Source organism: Candidatus Villigracilis sp. (assembly GCF_057083605.1).
Window position 1 is genome coordinate 1 of sequence record NZ_JBXMTI010000137.1, and the last position, 13,498, is coordinate 13,498.

Annotated in this window: 28 protein-coding genes; all 28 read left to right on the top strand. The window is 51.1% G+C overall.

The features are described 5' to 3' along the window. Positions 1-127 (top strand): EF-Tu C-terminal domain-related protein (locus AC14M5_RS20370; RefSeq protein WP_484031594.1); only part of this gene is annotated, 127 nt, incomplete at its 5' end. An 11-nt stretch (positions 128-138) separates the two neighbouring features. After that, positions 139-447 carry a 30S ribosomal protein S10 gene (gene rpsJ, locus AC14M5_RS20375; protein ID WP_484031595.1) on the top strand — a complete coding sequence of 103 codons (309 nt, stop codon included), beginning with the start codon at positions 139-141 and terminating at the stop codon, positions 445-447. A 176-nt stretch (positions 448-623) separates the two neighbouring features. Further along, positions 624-1,256 carry a 50S ribosomal protein L3 gene (gene rplC / locus AC14M5_RS20380; RefSeq protein ID WP_484031553.1) on the top strand — a complete coding sequence of 211 codons (633 nt, stop codon included), beginning with the start codon at positions 624-626 and terminating at the stop codon, positions 1,254-1,256. 29 nt (positions 1,257-1,285) lie between these two features. Next, the gene (gene rplD, locus AC14M5_RS20385) at positions 1,286-1,915 is read left to right on the top strand and encodes a 50S ribosomal protein L4 (RefSeq protein ID WP_484031554.1); all 630 of its coding nucleotides are present in this window, start codon (positions 1,286-1,288) and stop codon (positions 1,913-1,915) included. A gap of 9 nt (positions 1,916-1,924) precedes the next feature. Further along, the gene (gene rplW / locus AC14M5_RS20390; RefSeq protein WP_484031555.1) at positions 1,925-2,230 is read left to right on the top strand and encodes a 50S ribosomal protein L23; all 306 of its coding nucleotides are present in this window, start codon (positions 1,925-1,927) and stop codon (positions 2,228-2,230) included. After that, positions 2,230-3,066 carry a 50S ribosomal protein L2 gene (gene rplB, locus AC14M5_RS20395; protein WP_484031556.1) on the top strand — a complete coding sequence of 279 codons (837 nt, stop codon included), beginning with the start codon at positions 2,230-2,232 and terminating at the stop codon, positions 3,064-3,066. The genes rplW and rplB overlap by 1 nt, the downstream gene beginning before the upstream one ends. Before the next feature lie 22 nt (positions 3,067-3,088). Then, positions 3,089-3,367: a 30S ribosomal protein S19 gene (rpsS, locus tag AC14M5_RS20400; RefSeq protein WP_484031557.1), complete on the top strand. Its 279-nt coding sequence runs from the start codon at positions 3,089-3,091 to the stop codon at positions 3,365-3,367. 12 nt (positions 3,368-3,379) lie between these two features. Continuing rightward, the gene (rplV, locus tag AC14M5_RS20405; RefSeq protein ID WP_484031558.1) at positions 3,380-3,721 is read left to right on the top strand and encodes a 50S ribosomal protein L22; all 342 of its coding nucleotides are present in this window, start codon (positions 3,380-3,382) and stop codon (positions 3,719-3,721) included. 9 nt (positions 3,722-3,730) lie between these two features. After that, positions 3,731-4,480 (top strand): 30S ribosomal protein S3, encoded by a 750-nt coding sequence (rpsC, locus tag AC14M5_RS20410; RefSeq protein WP_484031559.1) that lies wholly within the window; start codon positions 3,731-3,733, stop codon positions 4,478-4,480. Between the two features lie 75 nt (positions 4,481-4,555). Next, positions 4,556-4,975: a 50S ribosomal protein L16 gene (gene rplP, locus AC14M5_RS20415; protein ID WP_484031560.1), complete on the top strand. Its 420-nt coding sequence runs from the start codon at positions 4,556-4,558 to the stop codon at positions 4,973-4,975. Positions 4,976-4,977: 2 nt separating this feature from the next. Continuing rightward, positions 4,978-5,196 carry a 50S ribosomal protein L29 gene (gene rpmC, locus AC14M5_RS20420; RefSeq protein WP_484031561.1) on the top strand — a complete coding sequence of 73 codons (219 nt, stop codon included), beginning with the start codon at positions 4,978-4,980 and terminating at the stop codon, positions 5,194-5,196. Further along, the gene (rpsQ, locus tag AC14M5_RS20425; protein WP_484031562.1) at positions 5,196-5,468 is read left to right on the top strand and encodes a 30S ribosomal protein S17; all 273 of its coding nucleotides are present in this window, start codon (positions 5,196-5,198) and stop codon (positions 5,466-5,468) included. The genes rpmC and rpsQ overlap by 1 nt, the downstream gene beginning before the upstream one ends. Positions 5,469-5,471: 3 nt before the next feature. Then, a complete protein-coding gene (rplN, locus tag AC14M5_RS20430) occupies positions 5,472-5,843 on the top strand; it encodes a 50S ribosomal protein L14 (protein WP_484031563.1) in 372 nt (123 codons plus the stop codon). Positions 5,844-5,852: 9 nt separating this feature from the next. Beyond that, entirely contained in the window at positions 5,853-6,185 is a 333-nt protein-coding gene (rplX, locus tag AC14M5_RS20435) for a 50S ribosomal protein L24 (protein WP_484031564.1), read from the top strand. Positions 6,186-6,203: 18 nt separating this feature from the next. Then, entirely contained in the window at positions 6,204-6,755 is a 552-nt protein-coding gene (rplE, locus tag AC14M5_RS20440; protein WP_484031565.1) for a 50S ribosomal protein L5, read from the top strand. Between the two features lie 3 nt (positions 6,756-6,758). Next, positions 6,759-6,941 carry a type Z 30S ribosomal protein S14 gene (locus AC14M5_RS20445; RefSeq protein WP_345296921.1) on the top strand — a complete coding sequence of 61 codons (183 nt, stop codon included), beginning with the start codon at positions 6,759-6,761 and terminating at the stop codon, positions 6,939-6,941. A 19-nt stretch (positions 6,942-6,960) separates the two neighbouring features. Continuing rightward, positions 6,961-7,374: a 30S ribosomal protein S8 gene (gene rpsH, locus AC14M5_RS20450; RefSeq protein WP_484031566.1), complete on the top strand. Its 414-nt coding sequence runs from the start codon at positions 6,961-6,963 to the stop codon at positions 7,372-7,374. A gap of 10 nt (positions 7,375-7,384) precedes the next feature. After that, complete coding sequence (rplF, locus tag AC14M5_RS20455) at positions 7,385-7,933, top strand: 50S ribosomal protein L6 (protein WP_484031567.1); 549 nt, start codon at positions 7,385-7,387, stop codon at positions 7,931-7,933. A gap of 3 nt (positions 7,934-7,936) precedes the next feature. Next, positions 7,937-8,302 (top strand): 50S ribosomal protein L18, encoded by a 366-nt coding sequence (rplR, locus tag AC14M5_RS20460; RefSeq protein ID WP_484031568.1) that lies wholly within the window; start codon positions 7,937-7,939, stop codon positions 8,300-8,302. A 47-nt stretch (positions 8,303-8,349) separates the two neighbouring features. After that, positions 8,350-8,898, top strand: coding sequence for a 30S ribosomal protein S5 (gene rpsE / locus AC14M5_RS20465; protein WP_484031569.1), 549 nt, complete (start codon positions 8,350-8,352; stop codon positions 8,896-8,898). Next, a complete protein-coding gene (rpmD, locus tag AC14M5_RS20470; protein ID WP_484031570.1) occupies positions 8,891-9,088 on the top strand; it encodes a 50S ribosomal protein L30 in 198 nt (65 codons plus the stop codon). Before rpsE ends, rpmD begins: the two co-directional genes overlap by 8 nt. 10 nt (positions 9,089-9,098) lie before the next feature. Next, the gene (rplO, locus tag AC14M5_RS20475; protein WP_484031571.1) at positions 9,099-9,554 is read left to right on the top strand and encodes a 50S ribosomal protein L15; all 456 of its coding nucleotides are present in this window, start codon (positions 9,099-9,101) and stop codon (positions 9,552-9,554) included. 22 nt (positions 9,555-9,576) lie between these two features. Beyond that, positions 9,577-10,956, top strand: a complete 1,380-nt coding sequence (gene secY, locus AC14M5_RS20480; protein ID WP_484031572.1) for a preprotein translocase subunit SecY — start codon at positions 9,577-9,579, stop codon at positions 10,954-10,956. 8 nt (positions 10,957-10,964) lie between these two features. Beyond that, the gene (locus AC14M5_RS20485; RefSeq protein WP_484031573.1) at positions 10,965-11,615 is read left to right on the top strand and encodes an adenylate kinase; all 651 of its coding nucleotides are present in this window, start codon (positions 10,965-10,967) and stop codon (positions 11,613-11,615) included. A gap of 57 nt (positions 11,616-11,672) precedes the next feature. Next, complete coding sequence (gene map / locus AC14M5_RS20490; protein WP_484031574.1) at positions 11,673-12,443, top strand: type I methionyl aminopeptidase; 771 nt, start codon at positions 11,673-11,675, stop codon at positions 12,441-12,443. A 100-nt stretch (positions 12,444-12,543) separates the two neighbouring features. Continuing rightward, positions 12,544-12,657: a 50S ribosomal protein L36 gene (rpmJ, locus tag AC14M5_RS20495; protein WP_345320336.1), complete on the top strand. Its 114-nt coding sequence runs from the start codon at positions 12,544-12,546 to the stop codon at positions 12,655-12,657. Positions 12,658-12,668: 11 nt separating this feature from the next. After that, the gene (gene rpsM, locus AC14M5_RS20500) at positions 12,669-13,055 is read left to right on the top strand and encodes a 30S ribosomal protein S13 (RefSeq protein ID WP_484031575.1); all 387 of its coding nucleotides are present in this window, start codon (positions 12,669-12,671) and stop codon (positions 13,053-13,055) included. Between the two features lie 27 nt (positions 13,056-13,082). Then, positions 13,083-13,487: a 30S ribosomal protein S11 gene (gene rpsK, locus AC14M5_RS20505; RefSeq protein ID WP_484031576.1), complete on the top strand. Its 405-nt coding sequence runs from the start codon at positions 13,083-13,085 to the stop codon at positions 13,485-13,487. The last annotated feature ends 11 nt before the right edge of the window (positions 13,488-13,498 follow it).

Below are 13,498 nucleotides of genomic sequence, written 5' to 3' on the forward strand. Positions count from 1 at the left end.
TGGTGACAATGTGAACCTGACGGTGGAGTTGATCGTGCCTGTGGCACTTGAGCAGGGCGTGAAGTTCGCCATCCGTGAAGGCGGCCTCACTGTTGGTGCTGGCGTCGTCACCAAGATCATCGAGTAAAGTGAGATATGATGGCAAAACAAAAAATACGTATCCGCTTAAAAGCGTATGATCATCGCGTGCTTGATCAGTCTGCAAAGCGAATTGTTGAAACCGCAGAGCGCACCGGTGCCCATGTAGTTGGGCCCGTCCCCTTGCCAAGCAAGACAGAACGCTTTACAATACGCCGCTCGGCATTTATTGATAAAGACTCTCACGAGCACTTTGAAATCCGTACACATAACCGCTTGATAGATGTGCTTGACCCGGATTCAAAGACCATTGATATGCTGATGCGTTTGAACCTGCCCGCAGGTGTTGATATCGAGATCAAAATTTAGTTAGTGAATATTCGCGAAAATTCGCGAATTATTTGAGACAGCGCAAGAGTAGGTCTGTGTTGTGGAACCGACACAACCGCTTCGCACCAGACCTTCTGACTGCGCTGCACGGAGATGATGCGGCCGTTGCCCCGGCTGGCAGTCTCGTCAATATCTTCTGAAGGAGAAAATTGATTATGTTGAAAGGGCTAATTGGAAAGAAGATTGGCATGACCCAGATCTTCGATGAGCAAGGTGTTGCCTATACGGTGACACTCATCGAAGCTGGGCCATGTTACGTTACCCAGATTCGCGTGCCCGAAAAGGAAGGCTATTCATCGGTGCAACTGGGTTTTGGCGAAGCGAATCCCAAACGCCTTACTGGCGGTCAATTGGGTCACTTGAAAGCCAATGAGATTCCCCCCATGCGTTTCCTGCGTGAATTTCGTGTGAAAGATCACGGATTAAACATCGGCGACAAAGTAACAGTTGCCGATGCGTTTGCAGTTGGCGAGCGTGTGGATGTGATTGGTGTCAGCAAAGGCAAGGGCTTTGCCGGTGTTGTAAAACGCTATCACTTCCATGGTATGAATGCCACACATGGTACATCAGATCGCAATCGCGCGCCCGGCTCTCGGGGCTCGGGTACAACACCAGGTCGCGTCTATAAAGGTGCTCGCAGCTCGGGTCATATGGGTGTGGATCGTGTCACCGCTCAGAACATCAAAGTTGTGATGGTTGACGTAGAACGAAACCTGATCGCCATTAATGGCGCTGTTCCCGGTGGCAAAGGTAGTCTCGTCATGATCAAGGAATCGCGCAAGCAGTAGGCGCGCAGGAAACGGGAGCCAGAATAACCATGAAAGTAGATGTTTTTGATTTGAAGGGCAAAAAAGTTCGTGAGGTTGAATTACCTGCGAATCTTTTCGAAGCCCCTGTAAATGTAGATCTGATGCACCAGGCATATGTTCGCCAAATGGCAAATGCCCGCCTCGGGACGCATGAGACGAAAGTTCGCTCAGAAGTCAGAGGCGGTGGTCGAAAGCCGTGGAAACAAAAAGGCACAGGCCGTGCCCGTCAGGGTTCAACAAATGCGGCGCAGTGGGTGGGTGGTGGTCGTATTCATACACCGCATCCCCGTAGTTATGAACTTCGTATGCCCAAAAAGATGCGCCTGGCTGCACTTCGATCTGCGTTGTCTGTAAAAGCCGCAGAAGCCTCCATTGTGGTCGTGGACGATTTCGATATGAAAGAAGCCAAGACCCGCCTGATGGCTGAGACATTAGGAAATTTGGTCGGCACCTCCACTGTGCTGCTGCTGATGCCCACCAAAGACCAGAATTATGACACTGTCATGCGCTCTGCAGATAATATCGAGAGCGCCAAAGTATTGCTCGCCAGCTACTTGAATGTGCGTGATGTACTTAATTTTGACAAGGTTGTCTTGCCGCTCAAGACAATTGACGCGCTCGTGGCGCACCTCGGATAGGAGAGAGACATGACTAATCTATATAATGTCCTCGTCCGCCCATTGGTAACCGAGAAATCCAGTTACCAATCCGGCAAACTGAGTCAGTATGTTTTTGTTGTCGCCGATGAAGCGACTCGCACCATGGTGAAGGATGCAATTGAAACTTTGTTTGATGTCACCGTGGCCCGTGTAAATATCCTCAATGCGCCTGCAAAACGTGGACGCCGCACTCGTGCCCGCCGCATGTTGGTTCGCCGCCCTTCGTTCAAAAAGGCCATTGTAACCCTAGCCGAGGGAAGCAAGCCCCTCGAGATCTTTGAAGGGGTGCAGTAATGGCAGTAAAAAAATATAAACCGGTAACGCCCGGCACTCGCGGCATGACCGGCTACACCTTTGAAGAAATTACAAAGAGCACACCTGAGCGTTCTTTGTTGGTTACCAAACAGAATCACGGTGGCCGCAATGCTCATGGTCGTGTGACCGTTCGTCATCGTGGTGGAGGCGCTCGGCGCTTCATCCGCCTGGTGGATTTCCTTCGCAACAAACATGGCATCCCTGCCAAAGTTGCCGCGATTGAATACGATCCGAATCGCACAGCCCGTCTTGCCCTTCTCTTTTACGCGGATGGCGAAAAGCGATACATCATTTCACCGTTGGATTTGAAAGTGGGTGACACCGTTTTGTCAGGACCCAGCGCTGAAATTCGCCCTGGCAATTCCCTCCCGATCAGCAATATTCCGGTCGGTACCTTGATCCATAATATTGAGGTCAAAGAAGGCAAAGGCGGACAACTTGTCCGTTCAGCAGGTGGCGCGGCGCAATTGCTCGCCAAGGAAGGTGACTTTGCCCAGGTGCGTATGCCCTCCGGTGAGGTTCGTCTCATCCACCAGGTTTGTTATGCGACGATTGGTCAGGTTGGCAATCTTGATCATGGAAACATCAAACTTGGCAAAGCCGGACGAAAACGCCATTTAGGCATTCGCCCAACTGTTCGTGGTACTGCAATGAGTCCACGCGACCATCCTCACGGTGGTGGTGAAGGTCGCCAACCAATCGGTCTTGCTGGTCCCAAGAGTCCGTGGGGCAAGCCCACACTCGGCAAGAAGACCCGCCGTAACAAGAAGACCGATCAGTACATTGTGCGCCGTCGTAGTAAGACGAGCCGCTAAGAATTAGACGAGGTACGCATATATGTCACGATCACTTAAAAAAGGCCCTTACATTGAGCCGAAATTGCTCAAGCGTATTGAAGCCATGAATCAGAAAAATGAAAAGAAGGTTGTCCGCACCTGGAGCCGCGCGTCGGTGATTTTCCCCCAGATGGTTGGACATACCATTGCAGTTCATGATGGACGCCGCCATGTACCGATCTATATTACCGAAAACATGGTCGGTCATCGATTGGGTGAATTTGCCCCGACGCGTACATTCCGCGGTCATCAGACCAGCGAGAAAGCCTCCGCGGCTTAAGGAGAGTGAGATATGAGTGATATTCACGCAAAAATTAGCCATCTTTCCCTCTCTGCACAGAAGGTGCGTATCGTAATCGATATGGTGCGCGGTAAAAGTGCGAACGAAGCCTTGGAAATCCTCCGCTTCGTCAATAAACGAGCCGCCCTGCCTGTGCAAAAATTGGTAGCTTCCGCGGTGGCGAATGCTGAAGAAAACTTTGGCGTCAGCCGTGATGACTTGTACGTAGCCAAGATCACAGCTGACGAAGCGCCCACTCGCAAGTGGCGTCGCTTTGGCGCTCGCGGCCGTTTCAAGCCGATATTGCGCCGCAGTTCGCATGTGTCTGTCGTATTACGCGAGCGTGGAGCTTAAGGAGAATTTATGGGTCGTAAAGTACATCCTATTGGTTTTCGTTTAGGGATCAACCAACCCTGGGGCGGTCGCTGGTTCGCTGAAGGCAGCACATATCGTCAGCAGTTACACCAGGATTTTGCCATCCGCAACTTGCTGATCGGCAAACTCTCAAAGGGCGGCTCTGCTGCCAATGAGAAAGTCCTCGTGCTGCGCAAACAGATGCCTGATGCTATCAAAGATGGCAAGGCTGGCATCTCCCGCATTGACGTGGAGCGCACACCTGGCAAAATCCGTATTGCAATTCATACCGCCAAGCCCGGTATTTTGATTGGCCGTAAGGGCGAAGGCGTGAAGAAAATCCGTCAGGCGCTTGAAACCTTGGTCGGTAAGAAGATCGAACTGGATATCAAGGAAATTTCCTCGCCAGATACCGATGCGATGTTGGTCGCCAAGAATATTGCTGATCAGCTTGAACGTCGTATTGCCTACCGCCGCGCAATGAAGCGTGCCATTCAGCAAGCCATAAAGCAGGGTGCTGAAGGTATCAAGATTTTGGTTGGTGGCCGCTTGGGTGGAGCGGAAATGTCCCGTGACGTGTGGTTGCGCGAGGGTCGCGTGCCTTTGCAGACCCTGCGGGCAAATCTGGACTTCGCCACAACCGAGGCATTAACCACTTACGGTCAGATTGGTATAAAGGTTTGGATTTACAAGGGTGAAACCACTCCTGAAATTGAAGAAAAAGCTGAAGCGACGGAAGGCGTGTACGTCAGCGAGTAAACCCGTACGCACGCTTCATTATTTATTGAAGTGTGCAGGGTAATCGCGATGTCGCTATGAGATGAGGTATTTGATATGTTGATGCCGAAACGTGTAAAGTGGCGCAAGCAGATGCGCGGTCGTATGAAGGGCAAAGCTCTCCGCGGTGCGGAAATTTCCTTCGGTGAATTCGGTCTGCAGGCGCTGGAACCGGGTTGGGTTACAGCCCGCCAAATCGAGGCGGCACGCCGTTCCATTGTTCGTGAAATGAAACGCCGTGGAAAGGTCTGGATTCGTATTTTCCCAGCCAAACCGTTCACTCACAAACCACCCGAGACCCGTATGGGTTCTGGTAAAGGTAATGTGGAGTACTACGTCGCTGTTGTCAAACCTGGCCGCATTATGTTCGAGGTCAGTGGTTTGGCCGCCGATATCGCGATTGCCGCTTTGAAGAGTGCCCAGTATAAATTCTCCATCAAGACCAAAGTTGTGGCCCGCCAAGTAGGAGGAGAATAATTATGAAGGCAATGAATGTGGAAGATATTCGCAAATTAGCGGCGGAAGAAATCCGCACAAAGATCGCGGATGCGCGTGACGAGATGATGAAACTGCGCTTTCAGCAGGTGACCGGACAGTTAACAGACTCCAGCCACTTGAAAATTTTGCGCCGCGATATCGCTCGCATGGAAACAATCTTGCGCGAAACCGAGCGCGCCGCAGCAGTGGAAGGTGCTTAATGAATAATCGTCGTCGTATGACTGGTGTTGTCACCAGTAATAAAATGACCAAAACCGTCGTGGTGGAGATCACACGTAAGTTTCGTCACCCTCTTTATAAGAAGGTTGTGTTTTCAAGTATGCGTGTGAAGGCACATGACGAGATCGGCTGCCAGATCGGTGATGAGGTTCAGATCGTAGAGACCCGGCCATTGTCACGTGATAAGCGCTGGGCTGTTGAGTCCGTTGTAAAGCGCGAGACACGCACTGCAGATCAGGGCGTAGGAGAATAAGCCATGATTCAGCAGGAGTCTCGATTAAAAGTTGCCGATAACACTGGAGCGCGTGAAATCCTTGTTATCCAGGTGTTGGGCGGTTCCCGCCGCAAATATGGAGCCATTGGCGACGTTGTGGTTGCAACTGTTAAAGCAGCTGCGCCGCAAGGTTCTGTGAAGAAAAGCGAAGTTGTGAAAGCCGTCATCGTGCGTTGCACGAAGGAATGGCGCCGTGAAGATGGTTCGTATATTCGTTTTGATGATAACGCCGCGGTCATTCTTGATGCTGATGGCGAAAACCCGAGGGGCACTCGTATCTTTGGGCCGGTGGCGCGTGAACTGCGCGACATGGGCTATATGAAGATCGTGTCGCTTGCCCCGGAAGTGCTGTAGGAGCAAAGAATGAAAGTTAAGATTCGAAAAGGCGATACAGTGGAAGTGATCAGCGGCCGCCTCGAAGACAAAGGCAAGCGAGGCGAGGTCATCAATGTGATTTTGGATGATCGTCGCGTGGTCGTGCAAGGTGTGAATATTCGCATCAAGCATCAGAAACAGGTGCAGACCCAGGCAGGTCGTAACATTAACCCAGGCCGCATCGAGTTTGAGGCTCCGGTTAATATCTCAAATGTGATGCTTGTTTGCCCCAAATGTGGCGAGCCTACACGTGTTGGTGTTCAACGGGATGATGATGGGGCGCATCGCGTCTGCAAGAATTGTGAGGCCACGATTGACTAGGCCGTGGAGCGAATAAAGATGAACAGAATGCAAGAACTCTATAACAAAGAAGTGGCCCCGGCCCTGTTCAAATCGTTCGGTTTCAAGAACGTGATGCAGGTGCCGCGTGTAGAAAAGGTTGTTGTGAACATCGGCCTTGGAGAGGCTTTGGATAACCCTAAAGCTCTCGATGCCGCCACAGCAGATTTGATGCAGATCACCACCCAGAAACCAGTGCAGACAAAAGCCCGCAAGAGCATTGCGAACTTTAAATTGCGCGAGGGTCGTTTGATTGGCACCAAGGTCACGCTGCGCGGTCCACGCATGTGGGCTTTCCTTGACCGTCTTTTGAACATTGCCCTGCCTCGCGTGCGCGATTTCCGCGGCGTGTCGGCGAATGCTTTTGATGGTCGTGGAAATTACACCCTCGGTCTTAAGGATCAGTTGGTTTTCCCTGAAATCGAGTATGACAAAATTGATAAATTGCGCGGTATGGAGATCACGATTGTGACTTCCGCCAAAAATGATGATGAGGCCCGCGCATTATTGCAATTGCTCGGAATGCCGTTCAGTAGCAAGAAGGATGCTTAACCTATGGCAAAAAAATGTATGCAATATCGTGAGCTGCGCCGTAAACATGCCGTTCAGGTGCGGAATCGTTGTCAGCGTTGTGGACGACCACGCGGATTTATCCGCCGTTTCGGTCTGTGTCGTATTTGCTTCCGTGAACTGGCATTGACGGGCAAAATCCCTGGCGTCGTAAAGGCGTCCTGGTAGCCCCAGGTGGAGGTAGATCATGTCATTTACTGATCCGATTGCTGATATGTTGACCCGCATTCGTAATGCTGTGCTGGCAGGCCATGCTCAGGTTGCAATGCCCAATTCAAAGATTAAGGTAGAGATCGCCAAGATCCTGAAAGATGAAGGCTTTGTCGAAGGATTTGAAGTGGTTGATGGTGAACACGAAGGACAGAAAGTCCTGCGTGTAAAGATTAAGTATGTTGGCGAACGTCGCCAGCGACGTGCGGTAATCTCGGGGCTGGAACGTGTCAGCAAGCCCGGCCGCCGTATCTACACCAAGAAGACGGACATCCCATGGGTGCTTTCGGGAATTGGCGTTGCCATTCTCTCCACCCCCAAGGGTGTTATGACCGGCGTACGCGCTCGACAGTTGGGCGTGGGCGGCGAGATCATCTGCAAGGTGTGGTAGGAGGTTTATTGTGTCTCGCATTGGTCGTTTGCCTGTAGAAATTCCCAGTGGCGTGCAGGTGGAACTGAAAGGTTCCAACGTTCATGTCAAGGGTCCGAAGGGTGAGTTGCAGCGGGAGTTTTCCCATTTGATTGGCATCAAAATGGAAAACAACCAGTTGAACATCACCCGCAATTCGGAAGATCCCGCGGAACGTGCTCTGCATGGTACTACACGCGCTGTGCTCGCGAATATGATTCACGGCGTTAGCAAGGGTTTTGAAGTGATCCTGGAAGTGGAAGGCGTTGGTTATCGCGCCGAAATGGACGGAAAGAAGCTTGCCCTGTTTGTCGGTTATTCACACCCGGTTAAAATGGATCCCCCGGCGGGTGTGTCGTTTGAAACAGATGCGAAGACTCGCCAGATTAAGGTGCTGGGCTTCGATAAGGAACTGGTCGGCCAGGTGGCCGCGAATGTCCGCAAGGTGCGCCCACCGGAACCATATCATGGTAAAGGGTTGCGCTATCTTGGCGAGCGTGTTCGCCGCAAAGCTGGCAAGGCCGGGAAAGGAGCCAAGTAATCCATGGCTAAGAAGAGTCGATCTCTCGCTCGTGAGCGCCGCCATGTGCGCGTTCGCAAGCATGTTTCTGGTACGCCGAGTCGTCCTCGTTTGAATGTATTCAAGAGTCTTACCGGCATTTATGCCCAGATCATTGACGATGTTCAAGGAAGTACCCTGATCTCAGCCTCCACAGTTGATAAAGAACTGCGTGAGACGATGAAGGGTTTGAAGAAAACAGAACAGGCGAAGGCCATTGGAAAGGCAGTTGCTGAACGTGCCAAATCCAAGGGAATTTCCTCCGTCGTGTTTGACCGTGGTGGCTTCCGTTATGTCGGGCGCATCAAGGCACTGGCTGATGGCGCGCGCGAAGGCGGCCTGCAATTCTAGAAGTTGTAGTAATGGCTTAAGTCGTTACTACGTTACTGGAGAAAGATATGGCAGAAAATAAATTTACTGAAAAACAACAGTATGAGACGCAGGATGCCTTTGAAGAACGCGTGATTGAAATTGCCCGCGTTGCGAAAGTCGTCAAGGGTGGTCGTCGCTTCCGCTTCCGTGTCACGGTTGTTGTCGGCGATAAAAAAGGCACAATTGGCATGGGTGTCGGCAAGGCGAACGCAGTTCCAGACGCGATGCGTAAGGCTTCTGAACGCGCCCGCAAGGATTTGCGTGTGGTGAACATGTCCGGTACAACCATTCCTCATGAATCACTGGGCAAGGTGGCGGGAGCAAAAGTATTCCTCAAGCCCGCCTCAGCTGGTACCGGTGTTATCGCCGCAGGCGGGGTGCGCGCTGTACTGGAAGTGGCTGGTGTGCGTGATATTCTCACCAAATCCATGGGAAGCGCCAATGTTCTGAATGTGGTCATGGCTACCTTTGATGCCCTGGACGGTCTGCGCTCACCGGCTCTTGAAGCAGCCCGCCGTGGAAAACGTCCCGAGGAATTAGTTCCATTCTGGGAACGGAGGAAGCAACATGCCTAAGAAAGAAACTTCTGGCAAAACTCTGCGCGTGACCTGGGTCAAGAGTGACATTGGTTTTCCTAAAGACCAAAAGGCCACAGTCAAAGCGCTTGGTTTGCGCCGTTTACATCAGACAATTGAGCATAAGGATACGCCCGCATTGCGCGGTATGTTGAACAAGATCATCCATTTGCTCAAGATCGAAGAGTAGGTTATTAGATATGAAACTACACGATCTCGTACCCAATGTTGGGTCAAAAAAGAATAGAAAGCGTGTGGGACGCGGCATCTCAGCAGGGCAGGGCAAAACTGCTGGTCGTGGTACCAAGGGACAGGGTTCACGCTCCGGTGAAGGCGGCCACGCTTATCGCCAGGGTGGTAACCTTCCATTCTTCCGCCGCCTGCCATTCATTCGCGGTGAAGGGTTTACTCCACCCAATCAGGTTTTCTTCAATGAAGTAAATCTTGATCAGCTCTCACAGGCCTTCAAAGCCAATGAGGAAGTAACACCGGCAACCCTCGAAAAAGCTCATCTCCTACGCGATTCACGCAACCCGACAGTTGTTCTGGGCCGCGGCGAAATGACCGTTGCCCTCAAGATTCGCGTACATCGCGTCAGCGTTGGTGCCAAAGCCAAGATCGAAAAGGCTGGCGGCACTGTTGAATTGATCGCCTAACCCGTACTCAAGGACACTTTGTATGAAGACCACCTTTTCAGGCTGGCGTTACCTCTGGAAGTCGGAAGATATTCGCCGAAAGTTAATCATCACATTCGTTATTTTGGCGATTTACAGGCTTGCGGCAAATGTACCTGCTCCGGGCGTGGACCACGAAATCCTTGCTGCTTTCCGTAACTCATCTTCGGGTCAGGGAAACTTCCTTGGCTTTCTGGATCTGCTTTCAGGCGGCACGGTTTCAAACTTCTCATTGTTATCAATGGGTGTATATCCCTACATCACCGCCCAGATCATTCTACAATTGTTAATTCCGATCATTCCTTCCTTACAGCGCAGAATGCAGGAAGATCCTCGTGAAGGCCGCCGTTGGCAGGAAAAGTGGACGTACTATCTGGCCGTGCCAATGGCTGCGCTTTCTGCAATTGGTCAGATCAATATTTTCAATTCTCTGTCACTTCAGGCAATCGGAGAAAAAATCCTTCCATTTGGCTTTTCGGCTGAGTCATGGTTGCCGTCTCTCACAGTTTTGATCGCCATGACGGCAGGCACCATGTTTGCCATCTGGCTTGGCGAATTGATTTCCGAATATGGCATTCGCGGGCAGGGACTTTCCCTGGTTATCTTCGCAGGTATCGTTTCGCAATTGCCTGGTAATCTCGCATCGCTGCTTGCAGATGAAGAGACGCGCTGGTTTATGCTGATATTCACCATTGTGATCATTGTGCTGACGGTTTTCGCAATCGTCTTTGTTCAACAAGGACGCCGCAACGTGCCCGTCATGTATCCTGGACGCCGCATGGGTAATCGTATGTCCATGCCGGTCAAAGGTACCCTGCCTTTGATGGTCAACCTCTCTGGCATGATCCCGTTGATTTTTGCAAGCGCTATTTTACAATTCCCGACCATTGTTGCCAGCTATTTCACGCAAAGTGAAAATGCAGGTGTGGCCGAATTCTTCGTTGGAATTCAAAATTTCTTTGGCGCAACCGGCACCAGCAACTGGGGCTACTGGACACTTTATTTCCTCATGGTCGTTGTCTTCACCTTCTTCTATACTTCTGTGTTGTTCGACCAACAGAATTATGGTGATAACTTGAAGAAAGTGGGTGCAACTGTCCCCGGTGTTCACACTGGCGCTCCAACTCAAAAATATTTGAGCACAGTCCAAAGGCGCATTACCCTAGTCGGCGCGGTATTCCTTGGCGTGGTTGCCATCATGCCATTCCTGCTCGGTTTGCTGTTGAATCTTTTCAACCTTTCCGCCGCCAGTTCGCAAACCGGTATATTCCTCGTCTCATCATCAGGCTTGCTGATCGTAGTGGGCGTGGTACGTGATACCTTCCAAAACATTGATGCCGAACTCAAACTACACGGTTATCAAGATTCACTGCTCGTCCGCTAAGGAGTCCTATGGTCACCTTTATCGTCCTGCTCGGTCCCCCCGGTGTTGGTAAAGGAACCCAGGCCAAGATTTTGGCTGAAACGACAAATCTCGCACACATCTCTTCAGGAGACCTCTTTCGCGAGAACCTTAAAAATCAAACAGAACTAGGCAGGATTGCCAAATCCTTTATGGATAAAGGGGACTTGGTGCCGGATGATGTGACCATCAACATGATCCGTGACCGCATCGCTCGTTCGGACTGTGAAGCTGGTGCCATTTTGGACGGCTTTCCCCGCACTCCAGCCCAGGCTGATGCCCTGGAAAAGATGCTGGCTGAATTTGGCGGTGAAGTAAACGCGGTTCCTTACATCACTGCACCGGAGTCTGTCCTCGTTGAGCGCGCAAGCGGACGCTGGACCTGCCGCGAGCAGGGACACATTTATCATCAAAAGTTCAGTCCACCAAAGAATGATAGTGTTTGCGACATTGACGGTTCGGATCTGTACCAGCGTGATGATGACAAGGTTGAGACAGTAACAAAGCGCATCCGTGTTTATCTCGAACAGACCATTCCTCTGGTTGAGTATTATCGAAAGAGAAATAAATTGTTCGAGATCGATGGAACGCAAGTTGTGGAGCAGGTTACAGAAGAATTGCTCTCTGCCTTGAATAAATAAATCATTGTGAGTATGCAGAGCGAAAGATAAGCTCTGTTGAAAAGTAGGCTGAATAAAATGAGTTGGGAACGCCGGATCAATATTAAGACTCCTGCACAACTCAAGATCATGAGAGACGCAGGACGCATCAACGCTACCGTTCTGGCCGCAGTAAGAGAACGTTTACAACCAGGTATGGCAACAGCAGACCTCAACGCGGCTGCTGAGGAAGTGCTGAAGTCATACGGATGTGTATCGCCATTCAAAGGCTATGGCCGCCCGCCTTTCCCTGCATCCATCACCGTTTGTATCAACGATGAGATGGTGCATGGAATTCCTCACCCGAAACGCAAGTTGAAGGAAGGGGATATTGTTTCAATAGATTGCGGCACCATCTTTGAAGGTTTCGTTGCAGACTCCGCTTTCACTGCCGGAGTAGGGGAGATCTCTCCCGAGGCGGCGAAACTGCTCCAGGTTACCGAAGGCGCTTTATTTGCTGGCATTGAGAATATGCGAAAAGGCAGGCGCACAGGTGACATTTCGGCGGCGATACAGAATCATGTTGAAAGCAATGGCTTCCACGTGACCCGTGAATATACGGGTCATGGCGTCGGGAAGGAAATGCATGAAGGTCCGCAGGTGCCAAATATCGGCGCCGCGGGAAGCGGCATGTTACTCCGCCCAGGCGTGACCATCGCTCTGGAGCCAATGGTGCTCATCGGGACGCACGAAACCCGCGTCCTGCCTGATCAATGGACGGTTGTTTCTGCTGATGGCTCTTTGACGGCGCATTTTGAACATACAGTTGCCGTCACCGAAGGAGAACCTCTCATCCTGACTGTCTTGTGACCATCACAGACTACCGTATAAATATGGACGATTTGTAAAACAAACAGTATAATCAGACCTTTGGCTGTCAAGAGAACAGCCGCAAGTAAGGAGATTTTTCATGAAAGTTTCGCCCTCCATTCGCAAGCGTTGTGCCAAGTGCCGTATTGTTCGGCGCAAGGGAGTAATCTTTATCATTTGCGAAAATCCAAAACATAAACAGAGACAGGGGTAGTGTGGTGACCTATGGCGAGAATTGAAGGTGTTGATCTGCCCCGCAATAAGCGGGTTGAAGTTGGACTGACCTACCTTTTTGGTATCGGGCCAACACGCGCTCAGAAGATTTTGGCTCAGACCAAAGTCAACCCTGATACGCGCATCAAAGATTTAAGCGAAGCGGAAGTTTCTGCAATTCGCGAAGTTATTTCCAAAAATTTCAAGGTCGAAGGCGATCTGCGCCGCGAAGTTCAAATGAACATCAAGCGCTTGATTGAAATCGGCTCTTATCGCGGCTTGCGCCACCGTCGCAACCTGCCTGTTCATGGCCAGCGCACCAAGACGAACGCGCGCACCAGAAAAGGCACCAAGAAAACGGTTGCTGGTCGTGGTCGTCGTAAGGGCGCCAAGAAATAATCCTGTCCGAAAGGTAAATAAAGAAACATGGCTCAGAGTGTTCGTTCCACCCGCCGCCCTAGTGGCGCTAAAAAAGGGAAACGTACCCTGTCCTCCGGACAGGTGCATATTTTTGCTTCCTTTAACAATACCATTGTGACTGTAACAGATACTGAAGGCAACACAATTGCCTGGGGTTCCGCTGGTTCCGCTGGCTTTAAGGGTTCACGTAAGAGCACCCCATTTGCCGCACGCCTTGCTGCTGAACAGGCTTTGAAAGCCGCCCAGCAATTAGGTTTGCAGGAAGTGGAACTTTTTGTGAAAGGCCCTGGCCCTGGTCGTGAAAACGCCATTCGTGCCGTGCAGTCCATGGGTTTGAAAGTTCGCTCCATTTCAGATATTACGCCGGTGCCGCATAATGGCTGCCGTCCTCCGAAAAAGCGACGCGTGTAAGTTGAGGTTCT

What these genes read in the sequence shown, in the direction of transcription:
- rpsJ (WP_484031595.1), top strand. Translation starts at nt 139, where the DNA reads ATGGCAAAACAAAAAATACGTATCCGCTTAAAAGCGTATGATCATCGC.
- rplC (WP_484031553.1), top strand. Translation starts at nt 624, where the DNA reads ATGTTGAAAGGGCTAATTGGAAAGAAGATTGGCATGACCCAGATCTTC.
- rplD (WP_484031554.1), top strand. Translation starts at nt 1,286, where the DNA reads ATGAAAGTAGATGTTTTTGATTTGAAGGGCAAAAAAGTTCGTGAGGTT.
- rplW (WP_484031555.1), top strand. Translation starts at nt 1,925, where the DNA reads ATGACTAATCTATATAATGTCCTCGTCCGCCCATTGGTAACCGAGAAA.
- rplB (WP_484031556.1), top strand. Translation starts at nt 2,230, where the DNA reads ATGGCAGTAAAAAAATATAAACCGGTAACGCCCGGCACTCGCGGCATG.
- rpsS (WP_484031557.1), top strand. Translation starts at nt 3,089, where the DNA reads ATGTCACGATCACTTAAAAAAGGCCCTTACATTGAGCCGAAATTGCTC.
- rplV (WP_484031558.1), top strand. Translation starts at nt 3,380, where the DNA reads ATGAGTGATATTCACGCAAAAATTAGCCATCTTTCCCTCTCTGCACAG.
- rpsC (WP_484031559.1), top strand. Translation starts at nt 3,731, where the DNA reads ATGGGTCGTAAAGTACATCCTATTGGTTTTCGTTTAGGGATCAACCAA.
- rplP (WP_484031560.1), top strand. Translation starts at nt 4,556, where the DNA reads ATGTTGATGCCGAAACGTGTAAAGTGGCGCAAGCAGATGCGCGGTCGT.
- rpmC (WP_484031561.1), top strand. Translation starts at nt 4,978, where the DNA reads ATGAAGGCAATGAATGTGGAAGATATTCGCAAATTAGCGGCGGAAGAA.
- rpsQ (WP_484031562.1), top strand. Translation starts at nt 5,196, where the DNA reads ATGAATAATCGTCGTCGTATGACTGGTGTTGTCACCAGTAATAAAATG.
- rplN (WP_484031563.1), top strand. Translation starts at nt 5,472, where the DNA reads ATGATTCAGCAGGAGTCTCGATTAAAAGTTGCCGATAACACTGGAGCG.
- rplX (WP_484031564.1), top strand. Translation starts at nt 5,853, where the DNA reads ATGAAAGTTAAGATTCGAAAAGGCGATACAGTGGAAGTGATCAGCGGC.
- rplE (WP_484031565.1), top strand. Translation starts at nt 6,204, where the DNA reads ATGAACAGAATGCAAGAACTCTATAACAAAGAAGTGGCCCCGGCCCTG.
- AC14M5_RS20445 (WP_345296921.1), top strand. Translation starts at nt 6,759, where the DNA reads ATGGCAAAAAAATGTATGCAATATCGTGAGCTGCGCCGTAAACATGCC.
- rpsH (WP_484031566.1), top strand. Translation starts at nt 6,961, where the DNA reads ATGTCATTTACTGATCCGATTGCTGATATGTTGACCCGCATTCGTAAT.
- rplR (WP_484031568.1), top strand. Translation starts at nt 7,937, where the DNA reads ATGGCTAAGAAGAGTCGATCTCTCGCTCGTGAGCGCCGCCATGTGCGC.
- rpsE (WP_484031569.1), top strand. Translation starts at nt 8,350, where the DNA reads ATGGCAGAAAATAAATTTACTGAAAAACAACAGTATGAGACGCAGGAT.
- rpmD (WP_484031570.1), top strand. Translation starts at nt 8,891, where the DNA reads ATGCCTAAGAAAGAAACTTCTGGCAAAACTCTGCGCGTGACCTGGGTC.
- rplO (WP_484031571.1), top strand. Translation starts at nt 9,099, where the DNA reads ATGAAACTACACGATCTCGTACCCAATGTTGGGTCAAAAAAGAATAGA.
- secY (WP_484031572.1), top strand. Translation starts at nt 9,577, where the DNA reads ATGAAGACCACCTTTTCAGGCTGGCGTTACCTCTGGAAGTCGGAAGAT.
- AC14M5_RS20485 (WP_484031573.1), top strand. Translation starts at nt 10,965, where the DNA reads ATGGTCACCTTTATCGTCCTGCTCGGTCCCCCCGGTGTTGGTAAAGGA.
- map (WP_484031574.1), top strand. Translation starts at nt 11,673, where the DNA reads ATGAGTTGGGAACGCCGGATCAATATTAAGACTCCTGCACAACTCAAG.
- rpmJ (WP_345320336.1), top strand. Translation starts at nt 12,544, where the DNA reads ATGAAAGTTTCGCCCTCCATTCGCAAGCGTTGTGCCAAGTGCCGTATT.
- rpsM (WP_484031575.1), top strand. Translation starts at nt 12,669, where the DNA reads ATGGCGAGAATTGAAGGTGTTGATCTGCCCCGCAATAAGCGGGTTGAA.
- rpsK (WP_484031576.1), top strand. Translation starts at nt 13,083, where the DNA reads ATGGCTCAGAGTGTTCGTTCCACCCGCCGCCCTAGTGGCGCTAAAAAA.